Source organism: Rhodobacter sp., from assembly GCA_020637515.1.
Taxonomy (GTDB): Bacteria; Pseudomonadota; Alphaproteobacteria; order Rhodobacterales; family Rhodobacteraceae; genus Pararhodobacter.
Genome location: JACKKG010000001.1, coordinates 1,362,160 through 1,382,301 on the forward strand (window position 1 = coordinate 1,362,160; position 20,142 = coordinate 1,382,301).

Below are 20,142 nucleotides of genomic sequence, written 5' to 3' on the forward strand. Positions count from 1 at the left end.
TTAGCGGCTTGGGCTTGCCTGTGCAAGGCCCCCCGAAGGGGCGGCCGGGTCAGCCGCCCAGCACGCCGCCCAGAAACCGCAGCCAGTTGTCGCGGGCGAGCTTCGCGATCAGCGCCTCGCCATAGCCATGCCTGCGCATCGCGCCGATCAGCGCCGGCAGGTCCGCACACGAGCGCAGCCCGTCGGGCAGCGGCGCGCCGTCGAAATCCGAACCGAGGCCGACATGGTCCTCGCCGGCGCCCTCGATCAGCGCGTCGAACTGGCGCAGGCAATCCTCCAGCGTCGCCCGCCCGCTTCGCCATCCCTCGGGCGAGAGGAACACGGTCGCATGGTTCAACCCGACCATGCCGCCCGATTCGCCGATCGCGCGCAGCTGCGCCGCGGTCAGATTGCGCGTCACGGGCGCCAGGTCCCAGGCGTTGGAATGGGTCGCGACCAGGGGCAGGCCCATCGCGCCGATGTCCTCGAACCCCTTCATCGTCAGATGGCTGGTGTCCACCACCATCCCCAGCGCCGCGCAGCGCCGGACCAGCCGCTTGCCGTCCTCCGTCAGCCCGGGGCCGGTGTCGCCGTCGCGCCCGCTGCAAAAGGGAACCCCCTCGCCCCAGATCGTCGGGCGCGACCAGACCGGCCCCAGGGACCGCAAACCCAGGGCATGCAGCGCGTCCAGCACCAGCAGCTCGGCGTCGATGCATTCGGCGCCCTCGAGATGCAGCAAGGCGGCGATACCGCCCGCGTCCATCACCGCGCGGATGTCCCGGGCGGTGGTGCATTGGGTCACCAGCCCGGCGCCCTGCAACCGCCGCAGGACGCCCACCTGCGCCATCACCGATTGCAACGCGGGGGCCTGATCCATCGGTGCCGGCAGCGGCATGGACTGGCCCCGGAACCCGCTGAAATCGAAGGCCTGGCGAACCGCCGGGGAATAGAGCGCAAAGAACCCCCCGCCGAACCCGCCGGCCCGGGCGGCAGCGCGATTGATGTGGCCCTCCCCGCCCGCAAATCGCGCCACGGGATCGCCGCCCGCACACCACAAACGGCTCAGAACATCGTTGTGACCGTCGAACACCAGCATTCCAACGCTCCCTCTCATCTTGTCCGAAATACGCACGGGGATTTTCAAGGGGGCCGTGGCCCCCTTGAAGCGGGGGGTCCGGGGGGCGGCAGCCCCCCGGCACCTAGACCATCTCGGCCGAGGGGATCACCGGAAAGAACGCCCCGCCCGACCACAACCCGAACCAGCGGGCCCCGGCGTGTTCGGCGTGAGCGCCCAGATCCACCAGCCGGTAAAAGCTCTTGCGATCGATCAGCGCCTCCAGGCCCGCGCGGATCATCACATAGGGTGCGGGCTCACCGGTCGCGGCGTCGCGCGTCACCCGGATCGGGTGCGCCGGCCCGGCCACGGCGGTGTCGCCGACATTGGTCTCAAAGGTCAGAACCTGGTCGCGTCCCGCGCCGCGGGCGGTGAAATCGACCGCGACAAAGGGCGCGTCATCGACCGTGATTCCGACCTTTTCGACCGGCGTGACCAGAAAATACCTGCCATCCTCGCGCTTCAGGATGGTCGAGAACAGCCGCACCAACGCCGCGCGCCCGATCGGCGTGCCCTGGTAGAACCAGGTTCCGTCCCGGGCGATGCGCATGTCCAGATCGCCGCAAAACGGCGGGTCCCACAGATGCACCGGCGGCAAACCGCCTTTCGCCGCAGCCTGCCCGGCGGCCTTGGCCAGGCTGTCGGCGCTGGCGGACTCGGGGGTCGGGGGGGCGGGGGTCACATTGTCTTGTGGCACAGTCATTTTCCGAAACGAGGTCTGGGCGAGCGGGTTCAACCTGACATATAACCGGCGCTGAACCAAGGTCACGCCCGGAGGAACCCGCATGAGCGACACCCTGCTCCCCGCCATCGAGGCGCTGGGCGACCGGCTGTCCCAGGCCCGCGCCGCCATCGCGCCGCGCTTCATCGGCCAGGAAACGGTCGTGGACCTGGCGTTGACGGCGCTCCTGTCGGGCGGGCACGCGCTGCTGGTGGGCCTGCCGGGGCTGGGCAAGACCCGGCTGGTCGATACGCTGGCCACCGTCATGGGCCTGCAATCGAACCGCATCCAGTTCACCCCCGACCTGATGCCCGCCGACATCCTGGGCTCCGAGGTGCTGGAAACCGCCCAGGACGGCAAGCGCGTTTTCCGTTTCATCGAGGGGCCGGTGTTCTGTCAGCTCCTGATGGCGGACGAGATCAACCGCGCGAGCCCCCGCACCCAATCCGCCCTGCTTCAGGCCATGCAGGAACGCGAGGTGACGATCGCCGGCCAACACCGCAGGCTGGGCGCGCCGTTCCACGTTCTGGCCACGCAGAACCCCATCGAGCAAGAGGGCACCTATCCCCTGCCCGAGGCCCAGCTCGACCGGTTCCTGGTGCAGATCGACGTCCCCTATCCCGACCGCGAGACCGAGCGCGCGATCCTGATGGCCACCACCGGGACCGAGGACGCGCAAGTGCACGGCGTCTTTACCCCGGCCGACCTGTTGGCCGCGCAGACCCTGATCCGGCGGATGCCGGTGGGCGACAGCGTCGTCGCGTCGATCCTGGGTCTGGTGCGCGCCTGCCGGCCTGGCACGCCGGATGCCGACCCCTCGCTGGGTGACGCGCTGGCCTGGGGGCCGGGACCGCGCGCGGCGCAGGCGTTGATGTTGGCCGTGCGCGCCCGCGCCCTGCTGCAAGGCCGGCTTGCGCCCTCGGCCGAGGATGTCGCGGCGCTGGCGCACCCGGTGCTGGTGCATCGCATGGCGCTCAGTTTTGCCGCGCGCGCCCGCGGCGAGGATCTGGGCGGCGTCATCGACCGCGTCGTCGCACGCGCCACCGGCGTGACGGAGGCGGCTGCGTGAACCCATCCGGGCCCGCCCTGCGCCGCTCGGCCGAGGCGCTCTCGGGCGCGTTGCCGCCGCTGCTGGTCGCGGCCGAGCATCTGGCGAACAGCGCGCTGCCCGGCGCGCATGGCCGTCGCCGCGCCGGCCCGGGGGCTGAATTCTGGCAGTTCCGCCCGGTGCACGCGGGCGACGCGGCCTCGCGCATCGACTGGCGGCGGTCGGCGCGGGGCGACGATCTCTTTGTGCGCGAGCGCGAATGGCAGGCGGCGCGGGCGGTGACACTGTGGGTCGATGACGGCGCCGCCATGGGTTTTCGCGCCGATCCGTCCCGCCAGACAAAGGCGCAGCGGGCCCGTCTGCTGGCGCTGGCGCTGGCGCTGGTGCTGCTCAGGGGCGGCGAGCGCGTGGGGCTGGCGCGGACCGACCTGCGCCCCCGCGCGGGCCGCGCGCAGGCCGAAGCCCTGGCGCTGGCGCTGGCCGACCAGGACGCCGCCGGGGCCGAGCATGGCGCCGTCGATCTGCACGCCGCGCCAGCCGGGGGCCATGTGGTGCTGTTTTCCGATTTCCTGGGCGATCTTGCGCCGCTCGAGGCCGCGCTGGCGCTGGCCGCCGCGCGGTCCATGCGTGGCATCCTGGTGCAGGTGCTGGACCCGGTCGAGGAACACTTTCCCTTTGACGGGCGCACAAGGTTCGAAAGCATGTCGGGCCATCTCAGCCACGAGACCCTGCGCGCCGCGGACCTGCGCGGCGCCTATCGCGACCGGCTGGCGGCGCGCAAGGACCGGCTGGCCGCGCTGGCGCGGGACACCGGCTGGCACGCGACGACGCTGCACACCGACAGCGCGCCGGCGCCGGGTCTGCTGTGGCTCTATCAGGCGCTGGGGGGCCACCGATGAGCCTGTCCGCGCTGGGTTTCGCCGCGCCCTGGGTGCTGTGGTCTCTGCTGGCGCTGCCGATTCTGTGGTGGCTGTTGCGCGCGGTGCCGCCGGCGCCGGTGCGCCGCCGCTTTCCCGGCGTCGCCCTGCTTCTGGGCCTGCGCGACAGGGACCCGGAAAGCCAGCGCACGCCCTGGTGGTTGCTGCTGCTCAGGGTGCTGACACTGGCGGCGCTGATCCTGGCGCTGGCGGGGCCGGTGCTGAACCCTGCGCGGGGCGTGCCGGGGCAGGGGCCGCTGCTGGTGGTGATGGACGCAAGCTGGGCCAGCGCCCGCGACTGGCCGCGCCGGATCGACAGGGTCGGCCAGGCGCTGGAGGCCGCGCAACGCGCCGGGCGCACCGTGTCGGTGGTCTCGTGGACCGACGCGCCGGAGGGCGCGCCCGAATTCCGTGCCGCGGATCACTGGCGCGAGCGCCTGACGGGGCTGGCGCCGCGCCCTTGGGCGCCGGCCGCCGGCGCGGTGCCCGACTGGATCGCCGGCCTGCCCGCGGGCACCGAAACCCTGTGGGTCAGCGACGGGCTGGCGCGGGACGGACGGGCCGCCCTGCTGGCGGCGCTGGCGCAGGTCGGGCCGGTTTCGGTGTTCGAACCCGCGTCGCCGGTGCTGGCCCTGGCGCCGGCGGTCTTTGACGGGCAGATCGTCAGCGTGACCGCGCGGCGCACACCCGGCCCGGCGCAGGCGCTGGTCCTCGATGCGGTCGGCCGCGACCCGGCCGGGGCCGAGCGCGTGCTGGACCATGCCGCGCTGACCTTTGCCGCGGGCGCTGTCAGCGCCGAGGTGCGGTTCGACCTGCCCCCCGAGCTCAGGAACCGCGTGACCCGGTTCCAGATCGACGGCGCCCGCGGCGCGGGGGCGGTCACGTTGACCGACGACGGGCTGCAACGGCGCAAGGTGGCGCTGCTCAGCGTGCGCGAGGGCAGCGAGCGGCTGGCGCTGCTGTCACCGCTGCACTACCTGCGCGAGGCTTTGCGCCCCAATGCCGACGTGATCGAAAGCGCCAGCCTGGACGACCTGTTGCTGGCCGGTCCCGATGTCCTGGTGCTGGCCGACATGCCGGGCCTGACCGACACCGAATCGCAGGCCCTGCTGCATTGGGTAGAGCAGGGCGGCCTGCTGCTGCGCTTTGCCGGTCCGCGGATGGCGGGTGCCGGCGCCAGCGCGGCGCTGGGCGGCGCGCTGAGCCAGACGGACGATCCGTTGCTGCCGGTCCGCCTGCGGGCCGGGGGGCGCACCGTGGGCGGCGCGATGAGCTGGGGCGATCCGCGCTCTCTGGCGCCCTTTCCCGAGACCTCGCCCTTTGTCGGCCTGCCGGTGCCCGCCGACGTCGGTATCCGCGCGCAGGTCCTGGCCCAGCCGGGCCCCGATCTGGCGGCGCATACCATCGCCGCGCTGGCCGACGGCACGCCGCTGGTGACCCGCGCGGCGCGTGGTGCGGGGCAGGTGGTGCTGTTCCATGTGACGGCGAATGCCGAATGGTCGAACCTGCCGCTCTCGGGCCTGTTCGTGCAAATGCTGGACCGGCTCGCGATCTCGACCCGGGGCGCCCGCCCCGAGGCCGGAGACATGGCCGGCACGCATTGGCAACCGCAAGAGATCATGGATGGCTTCGGCTTGCTCAGCCGCGCCGACGACCGCGCCGCGGTGACCGGCGAGGCCCTGGCGCCGGTGCTGCTGGGCGACCGCCCACCGGGGCCCGACCTGCCGCCGGGCCTGTATGCCGGCACCGCGCTGCGCATCGCCGTCAACGCCACCGACGCGCAAACGCCCCTGACGCCCGCGCAATGGCCGCTGGGCACCCAGGTCGAAACCGGCACCCGGCCGGCCGAGGTCCCGCTGGCGGGGTTCCTGTTCGCGCTGGCCGCCGTCGTGCTGGCGCTGGACGCGCTGGCCACCCTGGCGCTGGGCGGGCGGTTGCTGCGCGCGGCGATGCTGGTGCTGGCGCTGGGCCTTGCGGCGGCGCCGCGCGCGCAGGCCCAGACCGGCGACGTGGACCCGCGGATCCTGCAAGCCACCGAGAACGTCGTGCTGGCCGCCGTGGCCTCGGGCGATGCGCAGGTTGACGAGGTCGCGCTGGCCGGGCTGAGGGGGGTGTCGGACGCGCTTTATGCGCGCTCGTCTGTCGAGCCGGGGGCGCCGATGCGCGTGGACATCGAGACCGACGAACTGTCGGTCTTTCCGTTCCTCTACTGGCCGGTGATCGCGGATAGCCCGCTGCCCTCGCCGCAGGCCTATGCCAAGCTGAACCGCTATCTGCGCACCGGCGGCATGATCCTGTTCGACACCCGCGATGCCGAGCAGGCGCGCCTGACCGGCGGCACCACCGCCGCAGGCCGACGCCTGCAGCAGATCGCGGCGGGGCTGGACATCCCGCCGCTGGAACCCGTTCCCGCCGACCATGTGCTGACCCGCACATTCTATCTGCTCAGCGATTTCCCGGGCCGCTATCAGGGCGGCACCGTCTGGGTCGAGGCCGCGCCCGCCGACGCCCAGCAGGCCGAGGGGATGCCGTTTCGCAACCTCAATGACGGGGTGTCGCCGGTCGTCGTGGGGTCGAACGACTGGGCCTCGGCCTGGGCGGTGGACGCGCAAGGGCTGCCGATGGCGCCGGTCGGGCGCGGCACCACCGGCGACCGCCAGCGCGAGATGGCGATGCGGTTCGGTGTCAACCTGATCATGTATGTGCTGTCGGGCAACTACAAATCCGACCAGGTGCATGTGCCCGCGTTGCTGGAAAGGCTGGGACAATGAACGGCGCCTCGGTGGTCTTTGATCCGCTGTTGCCCTGGGTCGTCGTCTGGGCCCTGGGCGCGCTGGCCCTGGCGGTGACGGCGGTGTCCTTGTGGCGCGGACTGGCGGGTTGGCCGCTGCGCGCGCTGGGGCTGGGGCTGATCCTGGTGGCACTGGCCAATCCCGCCATCCAGACCGAGGACCGCCAGCCGCTGCCCGACATCGCCCTGATCCTGCGCGATGCCACGGGCTCGAACCGGCTGGCCGGGCGCGCCGCGCAGACCGAGGCCGCCGTGACCCATCTGCGCGCCGAACTCGCGCGGCTGGGAATCGAGGGCCGCGTCGCCACCATCCCCGACGGGCCCGACAACGGCGGCTCGCAGGTGAACGCGGCGCTGGATCAGGCGCTGGCGGATCTGCCGCGCGACCGTCTGGCGGGGGTGTTCGTGGTGTCGGACGGGTTGGCGCATGACCCGCCGCTGGTGACCCCGCCCGCGCCGCTGCATCTGGTGCAGACCGGCGAACCGGCCGACTGGGACCGCCGCCTGATCGTGCGCAACGCGCCCGCCTATGGCATCCTGGGCGAGACCCTGACCCTGACCCTCAGGATCGAGGACGAAGGCCGCGTCCCCGAGGCGCTGCGCGGTCAGCCGGTGCGCGTGGGCTTTGCGCTGAACGGCGAGGCCCTGCGCTATGCCACCGCCCCGGTGGGCGAGGACATGACGCTGACCCTGACGCTGGATCGTGGCGGGCTGAATGTGCTGCGCTTCGTGCTGGCGGCCGAAGAGGGCGAACTGACCGACCGCAACAACGCGGCCGTGGTGCAGATCAACGGCATTCGCGACCGGTTGCGCGTGCTTCTGGTCTCGGGCGAGCCGCACACGGGCGAACGCACCTGGCGCAACCTTCTGAAATCCGACCCCTCGGTCGATCTGGTGCATTTCACCATCCTGCGGCCGCCGGATCGCCAGGACGGGGTGCCGGTCGGGGAACTGTCGCTGATCGCCTTTCCGACGCGCGAATTGTTCGTGGAAAAGATCGACGACTTCGATCTCATCATCTTTGACCGCTATCGCCGCCGTGGGATCTTGCCGAACAGCTATTTCGACAACATCCGCCGCTATGTGACCGAGGGCGGCGCGCTGCTGGTCGTCGGTGGGCCGGAACTGGCCAGCGCGGAAAGCATCTATCATTCGCCGCTGGGCCAGATCCTGCCGGCCGAACCGACCGCGCGGGTGCTGGAACAACCCTTTGCGCCGCATCTGTCGCCCACCGGCGCCCGCCATCCGGTGACCGAGGGGTTGGACCAGGGCTATCCCGCCGCGACCCAAGGCGGCGCGCCGGGCTGGGGCCGCTGGCTCAGGCAGATCGACCTTGCGCCGCATTCGGGCGAGGTGGTGATGCAGGGCGTGGCGGATCGCCCGCTTCTGGTGCTGGACCACGCCGGGCAGGGACGGGTGGCGATGCTGGCCTCGGATCAGGCCTGGCTTTGGGACCGCGGCTTCGAAGGTGGCGGGCCGCAGGCCGAATTGCTGCGCCGTCTCGCCCACTGGCTGATGCGCGAGCCCGACCTCGAGGAAGAGGCCCTGAGTGCCGACGCGCAGGGGCTGGACATGACGATCACCCGCCGCTCGTTGCACGATGGGCCACATACGGTCACCGTGACCCGCCCCGACGACAGCAGCGTCACGCTGGATCTGACGGAAACCGCGCCGGGCCGGTTTACCGCGCATTGGCAGGGCGACGAGCCGGGCCTCTACCGGCTGCAATCCGAAGGGCTGGATACCGTCACCGTTCTGGGCACCGCCAACCCCCGCGAATACGAACGCGTGGTGGCCGATGCCGCCCCCCTGGCGCCGCTGATCGACGCCACGCGCGGCGGGGTCGCGCCCGTCGCCGCCGGCCTGCCCGCGCTGCGCGCCGTGGATGCGGGCCGTCAGGCCTGGGGCCGCGGCTGGCTGGGGGTCACGCCGCGCGGCGCCTATGTCACCACCGACCTCAGGCTGGCCGCGTTGGCGCCGGTCTGGCTGTGGCTGGTGCTGGGGCTGGGCCTGGTGCTGGCGGCCTGGCTGCGCGAGGCCCGCCGCTAACCGTTCAGCCGGTCCAGCCGCGCCCGCACGCTCAGCCCGTGCGCCTGGAGACTTTCGCTGACGGCCAGCGTCTCGGCCGCCGGGCCGATGGCGCGCAGGGCCTCGGGCGTCATGCGGGCGAGCGTCGTGCGCTTCAGGAAATCCAGCACCGACAGCCCCGACGAGAACCGCGCCGACCGCGCGGTCGGCAGCACATGGTTCGGCCCGCCGACATAGTCGCCGATCGCCTCGGGCGTCCAGTGCCCCAGGAAGATCGCGCCGGCGTGGGTGACCTCTGCCAGCAGGGCCTCGGGGTCGGCGACGCACAGTTCCAGGTGCTCGGGCGCCACGCGGTCCGACAGCGCCGCCGCCTGCGCCAGCGTATCGACGACGATCACCGCACCGTAATCGCGCCAGCTTGCGCCAGCGATTGCGCGCCGTTCCAGGGTTTCGAGGTGCCGCTCCACCGCCGCCATGACCGCCTCGGCCTCGACGGCCGAGGTCGTCACCAGGATCGACTGCGCCACCTGGTCGTGTTCGGCCTGGCTCAGCAGATCCAGGGCGATCCAGTCGGGATCGCCAGTGCCGTCGCCGATGACCAGGATCTCGCTGGGACCGGCGATCATGTCGATGCCGACCCGGCCAAAGACCCGCCGCTTGGCCGCCGCCACATAGGCGTTGCCGGGGCCGGTGATCTTGTCCACCGGCGCCACGGTCTCGGTGCCATAAGCCAGCGCCGCAATCGCCTGGGCGCCGCCGATCCGATAGATCACATCCACACCCGAAAGCCGGGCCGCCAGGATCACCAGCGGGTTCACCGCGCCGCCGGGCGTGGGGCAGGCGATGGCCAGCCGCGCGACCCCGGCGACCTTGGCCGGAATCGCGTTCATCAGCACCGACGACGGATAGCTCGCCTGGCCGCCAGGCACATAGAGCCCGGCCGCCGCGACCGGAGTCCATCGCCAGCCCAGCGCGGCCCCGCTGGCGTCCTCCCAGCGCGCATCCTCGGGGATCTGGCGCTCGTGATAGGCACGAATGCGCGCCGCCGCCAGCTCCAGCGCCGCGCGGTCGCCAGGGCTTACCTGCGCGCAGAGCGTCTCGATCTCGTCCGGGGAAAAGGCCAGCGTCGCGGGGGTCAGGGCCAGCCGGTCGAATCGCTCGGTCAATTCGATGACCGCCGCGTCGCCCCGCGCCCGCACGTCGGCAATGATCGCGGCGACGGCGGCATCCACATCGGGGCTGTCCTCGCGCTTCATGCCCAGAAGGGCGGTGAAACGGGCCTCGAAATCGGCGTCACGGGTGGTCAGGAACTGCGGCATGGCGGGCCTCCTTGCATGCCCGAGGGCATAGGGGATCGCGCCCGCAGCGTCCAGTTCCTCCGTCATGGCCCGGGGCCGAACCCGCGCCTTCTTTGTGCCGGAAATATCCTCGGGGGTATCCAAAGGGGGTGGAAAACCCCCTTTGGCGGGGGGTGCGGGGGGCTGGCCCCCCGCCGCTTGCCGGCTCCCGGGGCGCTACCTCGGGTGGCTCGGCGCCTGGCCTGACGGCGCGCCATAGGGTCGCGTCACATCCACAAGTTCGGCCTCGATGCACTCGACCGTCAACTCCAGCAGCCCGTCACCGGCAAAGGTCAGCGTGATCGTGCCGGGCCCCGCCGGCTCGGTCTCTGCGCGCCCGGTTTGTTCGGTTTGCGCGTCTGCTGTCGCGGGCCGATAGGCCACAGACAGCAGCGACAGCACGGTGTCCTTGTCGCGCGACAGCCCCTGGTGGCGCACCTCCCGGACATCGGCGAATTCCAGCACCGCGCGGACCCGCTCAAAGCGCCGCCCCGCGGCCTCGGCCTGCGGCGCGTCCTCCCAGCGGAACCGGTTCAGCAACAGCGAGAATCGACGCCGCCCCCGGGCCCAGGCCAGATCCGCCCCGGTCAGCACCGCATCCTGCACCAGCGCCGACAGCACGCCCAGATCGGCCGCGTCGCGCGCGATCAGCCGCAAGGGCGCCTCGGCCCCGTCCTCGAATCGCGCGTCGCTCATGTCTCGTCCTCTTCCGCGCGGGCCTTGGCCTGCGCCTTGCGACGGGCGATGTTGGCCTTCAGCGCGGCTTTGACGCGCGCCTCTCTGGCCTGGTCGCCCTTGGTTCCCTTGACCGACTGCACGCGGCGCGCGCGGTCCCCGGCGGGTTCGGTATCTTTGCCGCTGTTCATGGCGACCCTCTTACCGCGTGGTGAAAAAACCGTCCAGACAGGGCTTGCACAACGCGCGCTTTGCGTCTAATCAGCCGCCCGTGGCAACGCTGCAGTAGCTCAGTGGTAGAGCACTCCCTTGGTAAGGGAGAGGTCGAGAGTTCAATCCTCTCTTGCAGCACCACCTTTCCCCAGGACCCATGCCCAGAACGCCGCCGCCAAAGATCGGCAGGCGGCAGGTCGCGCGCGATTCGCAGGGCCTTGAGCCCGGCTCGGGGCGCCGCGTTCCGGCCCGCCCTCCGACGGCGCAGGGTGACCCTGTCCCGGGTTGCCGGGCGGTTCGGGTTGAAACGTCCCGTCGCGTGGGGGTACGGGACAATATTCTTCCAAACGGCCGTGAACCGGCGGTAAACTGACCTTGTTTTCTTGTGTAGCTTGCGTATTTCGGGAGTTTTTCCCATCATCGGGCCGTGCTTTCCAAGGGTGCGGCGATGCAGCATTTTCCTGTCTACCTCGATCTCGCGGCCGCGCGGGTGGTCATTGCCGGGAACGGCGCCTTTGCCCTGGCAAAGCTGCGGCTGCTGGCCAGGACGCCGGCGCGGATCACCCTCTTTGCCCCGGCGCCCGCCCGCGATCTCGAAGTCGCGGCCGGCGAACACGGCGCCACGCTTTTGCGCCGCCCGGCCGAGGCCGCCGATCTCGACGGTGCCCGGCTGGCCTATGCCGCCCATGGCGAGGGTGCCGCGGACGCCAGGTTCGCGCGGCTTGCGCGGGCGGCGGGTGCGCTGGTCAACGTGGTGGACGACCTCGAAGCCAGCGACCACATCACCCCGGCGATCGTGGACCGCGCGCCGGTGACGATCGCCATCGGCACCGAAGGCGCGGCGCCGGTGCTGGCCCGGGCGATCAAGGCTGACCTGGAGGAACGCCTGCCGCAGGGGCTGGGCACGCTCGCGCGCGCGGGCAAGCTGTTCCGCCCTGCGGCCGAGGCCCTGCCGCAGGGCCGCCGCCGCCGCGCGTTCTGGTCCGACTATTACACCCGCTCCGGCCCCGAGGTTCTGGCCGAGGCCGGCGCGGAATTGCTGGACCACGCGCTTCATGCGCTGCTTGAGCGTCATCTGCGCGCCGAGGCGGGGGTCGGACGGGTCGATCTGGTCGGCGCGGGGCCGGGCGATCCCGCGTTGATGACGCTGAAGGCCCGGCAGCTTCTGGATGCCGCCGACGTGGTGATCCACGACCGGCTGGTTCCCCGGCCAATCCTGGACCTCGCCCGCCGCGAGGCGCTGTTCGTGCCGGTCGGGAAAGAGGGGTTCGGCCCCTCGACCCCGCAGGACGCGATCAATGCCGCGATGATCGATCATGCCCGGACCGGCGCCCGCGTGGTTCGGCTGAAAGGCGGCGACGCCAGCGTCTTTGCCCGCCTGGACGAGGAAACCGAGGCGCTCGCCGCCGCCGGCATCGATTGGTCGGTGACGCCGGGCATCACGGCCGCCAGCGCCGCCGCCGCAGCCATCGGCCGCAGCCTGACCCGGCGCGGGCGCAATGCCGAACTGCGCCTTGTCACCGCGCATGACACGCAGGGCTTTGCCGAACTCGACTGGCCGGCGCTGGCCCGCCCGGGTGCCGTTGCGGCGGTCTACATGGGCAGGACGGCCGCGCGCTTTGTGCAAGGGCGCCTCATGATGCACGGCGCATCGCCTGCGACCCCGGTCACGCTGGTCGCGAACGTCGCGCGCCCGGATCAGCGCATCCTGACCTCGCGGCTCGATCGGCTGGCAGCCGATGCCGCGCAACTGTCCGGCCCGGCGATCCTGCTGGTCGGCCTGGGGCCGGCACAGGCGGCGGCCTCGTTTTCCCAACGCATCGAGGATATGGCCTGATGACCCGTGACCCCATCGTGAAAATCGTCACCGCCAACGCCCTGATCGAGGGCGACGTGGTCTACCTGACTGCCGCCGGTGGCTGGACCCGCCATCTGGCCCAGGCGGCCCCCTTTGCCGACAAGACGCAGGCCGAGGCCGCGCTGGCCAGCGCCGCGCAACGCGGGCACGAGGTCGTGGGCTGTTACCTCGCCGATGCGCGCCAGACCCCGCAAGGGCTGGACCCCGCCCATTTCCGCGAGGATTTCCGCCGTCGCGGCCCCTCGAACTATGTGCACGGCAAACAGGCCGCCGCCTGAGGACCCCATCATGTATGTCTATGACGATTTCGACCGCGCCTTTGTCGCGGAACGCAACCGGCAATTCCGCGATCAGGTGGCGCGCCGCATCGACGGTTCGCTGACCGAAGACGAGTTCAAGCCGCTCAGGCTGATGAACGGCCTGTATCTGCAACTGCACGCCTACATGCTGCGGGTGGCGGTGCCCTATGGCACGCTGAACCCCGGGCAATTGCGCGCGCTGGCGGCGATCGCGGATCGCTGGGACAAGGGCTATGGCCATGTCACCACCCGCCAGAACATGCAGTTCAACTGGCCCCGGCTGACCGACGTGCCCGACATGCTGGATGCGCTGGCCGAGGTCGGCCTGCACGCGATCCAGACATCGGGGAACACGATCCGCAACGTCACCTCGGACCCGTTCGCGGGCGCCGCGGCGGACGAGATCGCCGATCCCCGGCCCTATGCAGAGCTGATCCGCCAATGGTCCACCGACCACCCCGAATTCCAGTTCCTGCCGCGCAAGTTCAAGGTGGCGGTGACCGGATCGCCCGACGACCGCGCGGTGACGAAAGCGCATGACATCGGCTTGCGCATGGTCGCGCCCGATATGTTCGAGGTGATCGTGGGCGGGGGGCTGGGCCGCACGCCGATGATCGGCAAGGTGCTGCGCGACCGTCTGCCCGCCGCCGATCTGCTGCCCTACCTCGAGGCCGTGGTCGGCACCTACAACCTGCTGGGCCGTCGCGACAACAAGTTCAAGGCCCGTATCAAGATCACCGTGCACGAAAACGGGCTCGAAACCGTCCGCGATCTGGTCGAGGCCCGCTTTGCCGAGATCGCGCCCGGTTTCGACGCGGCGGCGACGCAGGCGCATCTGGCCCGGCTCAAGCGGATGTTCGCGCCGCCCGCGCTGGGCGCGGCGGGGGATCTGCCCTATCAGGCGGCGCGCGGTGCCGACCCGGTGTTCCGCGCCTGGGCCGACACCAACCTGCACCCCCACCGCGACTCGGGCCATGCCATCGTCACGATCAGCCTGAAGGCCCACGGTGCCACGCCGGGCGACGTGACCGCTGACCAGATGCGGTGCATCGCGGACCTGGCGGAACGGCTTGGCCACGGCGAGATCCGCTTTTCGCACGAGCAGAACATCGTCCTGCCGCATGTCGCCCGCGCCGATCTGCCGGCGCTGCACAAGGCGCTGAAAGGGCAGGGGCTGGCCACCGCGAACGTGGGGCTGGTGAGCGACATCATCGCCTGCCCCGGCATGGACTATTGCGCGCTGGCGACGGCCCGGTCGATTCCGGTTGCGCAGCAGATCGCCCGGCGGGTCGAGGCGTTGAAGATCGAGCATGACATCGGCCCGCTGAAGATCAAGATCTCGGGCTGCATCAACGCCTGCGGGCACCACCATGTCGGCCATATCGGCATTCTGGGCCTGGATCGTGCCGGGGTCGAGAATTACCAGATCACGCTGGGCGGCGACGGGTCGCAAGACGCCGTTCTGGGCGAACGCACGGGCCCGGGCTTCGCGCACGACCAGATCGTGCCGGCGGTCGAGCGGATCCTGCACACCTATCTGGCCCTGCGCACGGGCCCCGGCGAAACCTTTCTGCACACCTGGCGCCGCATCGGGCTGGCCCCGTTCAAGGAGGCCCTCTATGCCGCGTGACCTCAGCCGGTTGAACGCCACCTATGCCGGCGACGCCGAGGGCGCGCTGCGCTTTGCGCTGTCGGGCGCGTTGGGGCGGTTCGCCCTGGTGTCGAGCTTTGGCGCGGATTCGGCGGTGCTGTTGCACATGGCGGCGCAGATCGACCGCGCGGTTCCGGTGCTGTTCATCGACACGCTGATGCTGTTTCCCGAGACGCTGGCCTATCAGCGCGACCTGGCGGCGCATCTGGGGCTGACCGGGGTGCGGGTGATCGCCCCCTCGCGCCCCGAGATGTTCGCCGAGGACCCCGACGGCGTGCTGCATCGCGCACAGACCGACCCGTGCTGCGCGCTGCGCAAGATCCGCCCGCTCGCGCGCGCTCTGGACGGTTTCGACGGCTGGGTGAGCGGGCGAAAGCGGTTCCAGGGCGGCGCGCGCGGCACGCTGTCCCTGTTCGAGGACGACGCGACCTCGGGCCGGGTCAAGCTGAACCCGCTGTGCGACTGGTCCGCCAGCGCGATCGCGGCCTATCTGGACCGACACGCGCTGCCCCGCCACCCCCTGGTGGCGCGGGGATACCCGTCCATCGGTTGCGCGCCCTGCACCGGGCCCGTGGCCCCGGGCGAAGACCCGCGCGCCGGGCGCTGGCGCGGGCAGGACAAGACCGAATGCGGCATCCACATCGTGGATGGCCGCGTGATCCGCAGACGGGCCGGCTAGGCGCCCGCCGGCGCCCCGATCCCGCCAACACAGGAGACAGGCGATGCCGATCATCGTCACCGACAGGGGCTTTGGCCCCGACACACACCAGGGCGCCTGGTTCGAGCTGGCCCCCGACGTGGACCTTGCGGCGCTGGCGGGGCAACTCGCTGGTGTCACGGCGATCCGCGTCGCCTTTCCCGGCTTTGCCGACGGGCGCGGCTTTACGCTGGCGGCGCGGCTCAGGCGGGGCGGTTTTGCCGGGCGCCTGCGGGCGGCGGGGCACGTGATCGCCGATCAATATGCGATGGCGCGGCGCGCCGGGTTCGACGAGGTCGAGATCGACGACTCGCTGGCCGCCCGTCAGCCCGAACACCAATGGCTCGCCCGTGCCGACTGGCAGGCGAACGACTATCGCGCCCGCCTCAGGAGGTCCCTTTGAACCCGGCCCCGAACCCCGATCTGCAAACCGTGACCCAGGTCACGCACTGGTCCGACCGGCTGTTTTCCTTTCGCGTGACGCGGCCGCGCAGCCTGCGCTTCCGGTCGGGCGAATTCGTCATGATCGGCCTGCCGGGCGACAACGGCAAACCGATCCTGCGCGCCTATTCCATCGCCTCGCCCGCCTGGGACGACGAACTGGAATTCTATTCGATCAAGGTGCCGGACGGCCCGCTGACCGCGCGGCTGCAACATGTGCAACCGGGCGATCCGATCATCCTGCGGCCAAAGCCGGTGGGCACGCTGGTGCATGACGCGCTGACGCCTGGCAAGCGGCTGTGGTTCCTGGCCACCGGCACCGGGTTCGCCCCCTTTGCCAGCCTCTTGCGCGAGCCGCAGACCTGGGAGGTCTTTGACCGGGTCATCATGATGCACACCTGCCGCGAGGCGGACGAGCTGGACTATGGACGCGCGCTGGTGCGGGGGCTGTCCGATGATCCGCTGATCGGCGCGCTGGTGGCGGACAAGCTGCGCTATTACCCCACCACCACCCGCGACGAGACCCGCTATCGGGGCCGGATCACCGACACATTGGCCTCGGGTCAGGTGTTCCGCGATCTGGGGATCGACGGCCCGTTGTCGCCCGAACGCGACCGCGCGATGGTCTGCGGGTCACTGGCTTTCAATCGCGACGTGGCGGCGCTGCTCGACGGGTTCGGCCTGACCGAGGGGTCGAATTCCGCCCCCGGCGATTACGTCATCGAAAAGGCGTTCGTCGGTGACGGCGTCTGACAGGGGCGGGGCGGTGACCGCCCCGCGCACCCTCAGCGGTGCGTAAGGGCCTCTTCCATCGCGCCCAGGAACTTTGCCACCTCGCCCTCGGTGTTGTAATGGCAGAAGGATACGCGCAGGCAATCAGGCAGGCCCAGCGGTTTCAGCACGTTGCCGGAATAGTTGTCGGCCTTGCGGATATGCGTGCGCACGCCGCGTTCGCCCAGGAATTCGACCAGCGCCTTGGTGTCCCATCCGTCCAGCGTCAACGACACAACCCCCTCGCGCCCGGCGACCCCGTCGCCCGCGATCAGGTGAACGCCCGGCATCTCGGCCAGTCCGCGCAGGTTGCCGGTGCCGGCGATCAACCAATGCTCCAGCCGGGTCTCCTCGGCATGGATGGCCGCGCCCGCCGCCTCGAGCCGCTCGCGCCGGTCGTCCGACGTCGAGAACTGCCCGCCCAGCCAGTCGAAATAGGCCACCACATCGGAAAATGTCGCATAGCTGCCCGCGTCGCGCGTGCCCAGCTCCCAGCTTTGCGGGCCGTTGCCGATGATCTGCTCGTGATCGGTTGCCGTCAGCCGGTCCGAGGCCCAGCCGACCCCGTAGCCATGGCGCGAGAACATCTTGTAGGGGCTCAGCGCGTAGCCGTCGATGTCGTAATCGACCACGTCCACGGGCCCGTGACAGGCGTGCTGGATGCCATCGACGATGATCAGCGCCTCAGGCGCGACGGCGCGGATGGCGGCGGCGATGGCCTTCACATCCGTCGCCTTGCCGGTCACCGGCGAGGTGTGGATGATCGACGCCACGCGAATGTCGGGCCTGAGCGCGGCCTTGTAGGCCTCGACATCGACAACGCCGGTCGCGTCGTCATGCGCGACCTCGATCAACGCGCGCCCGGTCTGCTTGGCCCAGTGCGTCATCGACGAACCCAGCGCCGGGTGTTCCAGCGTGGACCGCAGCATCACGCCGCCCGCCGCCGCGCCGGTCGCGGCGTTGCGCACCAGCCGGAACAGCACCTCGGTCCCGCTTTCGCCGACGAACACCACGCCCGAGGGCGCGTTCAGGAACAGCCGCATGTCGGCCTTGCCCTGGTCAATGGCCCGCATCAACGTCTGCGAAGCGCCGTTCGGGCGGCCCTGGTTGTCCGGATAGGACGCATACAGCGCCGATGTTTCCACCACGCTCTTCAGCCTGAGCGCGCCGCCCGCGTTCTCGAAGAACACGCGCGGCCCTTCGAACGGGCAGATGTCCACATGGGCAAAACGGTCGCGGACGGCCTCGATCAGGCCGGGCTTGTCGGAGATCATCGTCTGGGGTCCCGAATGGAAAAGCGCATGGCGATGACCTGCACCGCCATGCGCGTTTTGGCAAGGGCCGCCGGTTACTTGCCCGGGCCGGGCGCCGGGGCCGGCATCGGCGCGGGGACCGGGATGCGCGTCCGCGCCAGCATTGCCAGGGCCTCTTGCCGGTGGGCGCCCTGCTGCTCGGCCTTGAGATAGGTCCAGAGCGCGGTGGTCGATCCTTCCAGCACGGCGGCCTGCCAGTTCGCCTCGTCACTTGAAGGTTCCGTCCGGCCCTGAGGGGCCAGCGCCGCGCGTTCGTCCGGCGGCACGATGCCGCGATCGTGCAGCCAGGCGCGCGCATAGCCCGAATTCAGGCCGCGCGGGTAGCTTTGCAGATAGGCCAGAACCCCGGCCACGTCGCCGGCGGCCATCGCCTGGTTCCAGGCCTGCGTCTCGGCCGAGGGCTGGTCCTGAGGCGGGCGCCGGGGCTGGACCTGCGGTTGCGGATCGGGCTGCGGATCGGGTTGCACGGTCACCGGGGCCTGGACCGTTGCCTGTTCCAGCCGCGCGCGCAGATCGTCGGGGCAGGCGGCGGCGTTGGGCGGCAGGGCCAGCGCGACGGCCTGTGCCAGCGTATCCAGCAGCGCCGCGTCGCCCTGACGGGCCATCAGGCCGACCATGTAGGGCGGTTCCCCGTCGATGCAGGCGGCCGGCACCAGCAGCCGCGCGGGCACCTCCTGGCCGTCCGGGGCGCCGTTGTCGATGGTGCGCGAGGCCAGCCCCTCGACGATCCAGACCGGGACTTCGCCGATCTGTCCGTCGCGCACCCCATCGAGCCGCGACAGCAGGCGGCCGACCTGGTCCTCGGCGCTCTGTCGGGGCACGCCGGCGACGATACGCGCCAGCGGCCCCTCGGCCCCGGCCAGAACGACATCCGACAGGCGGGTCTGGCGGTCCAGCGAGGCGACGCTGATCCCGTCGGGCAGCGCCAACCCGACGTAGCCGCCCAGCAGGGCCAGCGGCATCGCCGGTGCGGCCCCGGCCGGCGTTTCCGCAGCCGCCGGGGTGTCGGCCTGGCCCGTCTCGGCACTGGCGGGGGCAGTCGCATCCTCGGCCAGGCTGGCGATGAATGCGCCCAGCAGGTCCATGGCCCGATCGGCGGGCACCCGCGCCACGGACCCGCCCGCCAGCAACTGGCGGCCGTCGGCCTCGGGCGTGGTCGCGGCCAGGTAGACGATGGTCTGCGGGTGGCTCTCGCCGCCCTCGGTCACGCTGCCCGAGGCCGCGTAGACCGCCATCTGCCGCCCCCCCAGCGTGACCTGCCGGTCGCCCAGCGTCACGGGCAGGCCGGCCCAGCGTTCCAGTTGCGCCCGGAACCCTTCGGTGCCGGGACCGCCCATGTCGGCAAGGGCGGCGGCGCTCAGCAGGCGCATCCCGAACTCATAGGCGGCGCCGTCCAGGTTGCCGCTGGCGTTGTAACCCGCGCGGTCGCCCTGCGCCTCGTCGGCGGTGACGGTGGCATCGGCCGGCACGGCAAAGGCCAGCCCCAGCCGCGTCACCGCCGTCCAACCGTCCGGCACCGTGCCCGACGGGGCGGGCAGCGCGGTCAGGTCGAGCGGCGTGGGGATCATCGCCGCGACCGGCGCGATCGCGTCGGGGCAGTCCTGGGCGCCGTCGGGGCGGGTCAGGGTCAGACCCGCGGCGATCTGGTCCAGAACCGCGCTGTGATCGGCGGCCGTGGTCATCGCCACGAGGAAGGGCGGCAGGTCGCCCTGGCAATAGCGCGGCACGATCAGGCGTGCGGGCACGCCGGACCCGGGTTCGAGCCGTTCACCGGTCGCCGCGCGCGACGATTCGCCGGTGACGATCCAGACCGGCTGGCCGCCGACCTCGGCCTCGTCGATCGCGGCGACGCTGGCCATCATGCGGCGCACTTGCGCGGCCAGATCGCGAGGCGGAACCCCGGCCACCAGCCGCGCCGGCGCGCCGTCCCCGGATGTGAGCGTCAGGTCGGTCACCTGGGCGTTGCCGTTGCGCGCCGTCTCGGACATGCCCGCGGGGCGTTCAAGGGTCACCGCGCCGTCCAGCAGCGCGGACTGCGTCGCGGGTGCCGTTTCGGCGGGGCCGGCGGGTGGCATGGTCTCTTGCGCCAGCAAGGGCAGGGGCAGCGCGAGCGCAAGCGACAGGGCAAGAGTCGCGGTCGAACCGCGCAGGGCAAAGGATGGCATCAAAAGAATCCTCAAGGTCGCAAATCCGGACACCCCACGATAACACCGATCCCCCATATGCAAAGACCGAATGCCGCCCGCCCGGTCACGACCGCTTGCGCGGGCGCCCGGCAGGGGATAGAGG

At 71.3% G+C, this 20,142-nt stretch carries 17 protein-coding genes and 1 tRNA gene; 11 read left to right on the forward strand and 7 right to left on the reverse strand.

Annotated elements, in window-relative coordinates; genetic code table 11:
- Positions 1–49 precede the first annotated feature (49 nt).
- Positions 50–1,093 (reverse strand): membrane dipeptidase, encoded by a 1,044-nt coding sequence (locus H6900_06595; protein ID MCC0072944.1) that lies wholly within the window; start codon positions 1,091–1,093, stop codon positions 50–52.
- Between the two features lie 85 nt (positions 1,094–1,178).
- On the reverse strand, positions 1,179–1,796 hold the full coding sequence (locus H6900_06600; GenBank protein MCC0072945.1) for a DUF1285 domain-containing protein: 618 nt from the start codon (positions 1,794–1,796) through the stop codon (positions 1,179–1,181).
- Between the two features lie 82 nt (positions 1,797–1,878).
- Between H6900_06600 and H6900_06605 the strand changes: the two genes are divergently transcribed.
- The 4 genes from H6900_06605 to H6900_06620 are packed head-to-tail and all read left to right on the forward strand — an operon-like array spanning position 1,879 to position 8,619.
- A complete protein-coding gene (locus tag H6900_06605) occupies positions 1,879–2,883 on the forward strand; it encodes a MoxR family ATPase (GenBank protein ID MCC0072946.1) in 1,005 nt (334 codons plus the stop codon).
- Positions 2,880–3,761: a DUF58 domain-containing protein gene (locus H6900_06610; GenBank protein MCC0072947.1), complete on the forward strand. Its 882-nt coding sequence runs from the start codon at positions 2,880–2,882 to the stop codon at positions 3,759–3,761. Before H6900_06605 ends, H6900_06610 begins: the two co-directional genes overlap by 4 nt.
- Positions 3,758–6,550 carry a DUF4159 domain-containing protein gene (locus tag H6900_06615; protein MCC0072948.1) on the forward strand — a complete coding sequence of 931 codons (2,793 nt, stop codon included), beginning with the start codon at positions 3,758–3,760 and terminating at the stop codon, positions 6,548–6,550. Before H6900_06610 ends, H6900_06615 begins: the two co-directional genes overlap by 4 nt.
- On the forward strand, positions 6,547–8,619 hold the full coding sequence (locus H6900_06620) for a hypothetical protein (protein ID MCC0072949.1): 2,073 nt from the start codon (positions 6,547–6,549) through the stop codon (positions 8,617–8,619). Before H6900_06615 ends, H6900_06620 begins: the two co-directional genes overlap by 4 nt.
- Here the strand turns inward: H6900_06620 and hisD are convergent.
- The 3 genes from hisD to H6900_06635 all read right to left on the reverse strand — a co-directional run bounded on the left by hisD (position 8,616) and on the right by H6900_06635 (position 10,801).
- Positions 8,616–9,917, reverse strand: coding sequence for a histidinol dehydrogenase (hisD, locus tag H6900_06625; GenBank protein MCC0072950.1), 1,302 nt, complete (start codon positions 9,915–9,917; stop codon positions 8,616–8,618). The genes H6900_06620 and hisD overlap by 4 nt on opposite strands.
- A gap of 195 nt (positions 9,918–10,112) precedes the next feature.
- Entirely contained in the window at positions 10,113–10,631 is a 519-nt protein-coding gene (locus H6900_06630; protein MCC0072951.1) for a DUF2948 family protein, read from the reverse strand.
- Positions 10,628–10,801 (reverse strand): hypothetical protein, encoded by a 174-nt coding sequence (locus tag H6900_06635; GenBank protein MCC0072952.1) that lies wholly within the window; start codon positions 10,799–10,801, stop codon positions 10,628–10,630. Before H6900_06635 ends, H6900_06630 begins: the two co-directional genes overlap by 4 nt.
- Before the next feature lie 88 nt (positions 10,802–10,889).
- On the opposite strand from H6900_06635, the gene H6900_06640 reads away from it, so the two are divergent.
- From H6900_06640 to H6900_06670, 7 genes are all read left to right on the forward strand, one after another.
- Positions 10,890–10,964 (forward strand) — tRNA-Thr (locus tag H6900_06640).
- Between the two features lie 307 nt (positions 10,965–11,271).
- Complete coding sequence (gene cobA, locus H6900_06645) at positions 11,272–12,660, forward strand: uroporphyrinogen-III C-methyltransferase (protein MCC0072953.1); 1,389 nt, start codon at positions 11,272–11,274, stop codon at positions 12,658–12,660.
- Positions 12,660–12,959: a DUF2849 domain-containing protein gene (locus H6900_06650; protein MCC0072954.1), complete on the forward strand. Its 300-nt coding sequence runs from the start codon at positions 12,660–12,662 to the stop codon at positions 12,957–12,959. Before cobA ends, H6900_06650 begins: the two co-directional genes overlap by 1 nt.
- A 10-nt stretch (positions 12,960–12,969) precedes the next feature.
- A complete protein-coding gene (locus H6900_06655) occupies positions 12,970–14,610 on the forward strand; it encodes a nitrite/sulfite reductase (GenBank protein MCC0072955.1) in 1,641 nt (546 codons plus the stop codon).
- On the forward strand, positions 14,600–15,310 hold the full coding sequence (locus tag H6900_06660) for a phosphoadenylyl-sulfate reductase (GenBank protein MCC0072956.1): 711 nt from the start codon (positions 14,600–14,602) through the stop codon (positions 15,308–15,310). The genes H6900_06655 and H6900_06660 overlap by 11 nt, the downstream gene beginning before the upstream one ends.
- A 43-nt stretch (positions 15,311–15,353) precedes the next feature.
- Entirely contained in the window at positions 15,354–15,731 is a 378-nt protein-coding gene (locus H6900_06665) for a DUF934 domain-containing protein (protein MCC0072957.1), read from the forward strand.
- Positions 15,668–16,522, forward strand: coding sequence for a ferredoxin--NADP reductase (locus H6900_06670; GenBank protein MCC0072958.1), 855 nt, complete (start codon positions 15,668–15,670; stop codon positions 16,520–16,522). Before H6900_06665 ends, H6900_06670 begins: the two co-directional genes overlap by 64 nt.
- Positions 16,523–16,554: 32 nt before the next feature.
- On the opposite strand, the gene H6900_06675 is transcribed toward H6900_06670, so the two are convergent.
- Both H6900_06675 and H6900_06680 read right to left on the reverse strand, forming a co-directional pair.
- The gene (locus H6900_06675) at positions 16,555–17,814 is read right to left on the reverse strand and encodes an aminotransferase class V-fold PLP-dependent enzyme (protein ID MCC0072959.1); all 1,260 of its coding nucleotides are present in this window, start codon (positions 17,812–17,814) and stop codon (positions 16,555–16,557) included.
- Positions 17,815–17,888: 74 nt separating this feature from the next.
- On the reverse strand, positions 17,889–20,018 hold the full coding sequence (locus tag H6900_06680) for a hypothetical protein (GenBank protein ID MCC0072960.1): 2,130 nt from the start codon (positions 20,016–20,018) through the stop codon (positions 17,889–17,891).
- Positions 20,019–20,142: the final 124 nt, after the last annotated feature.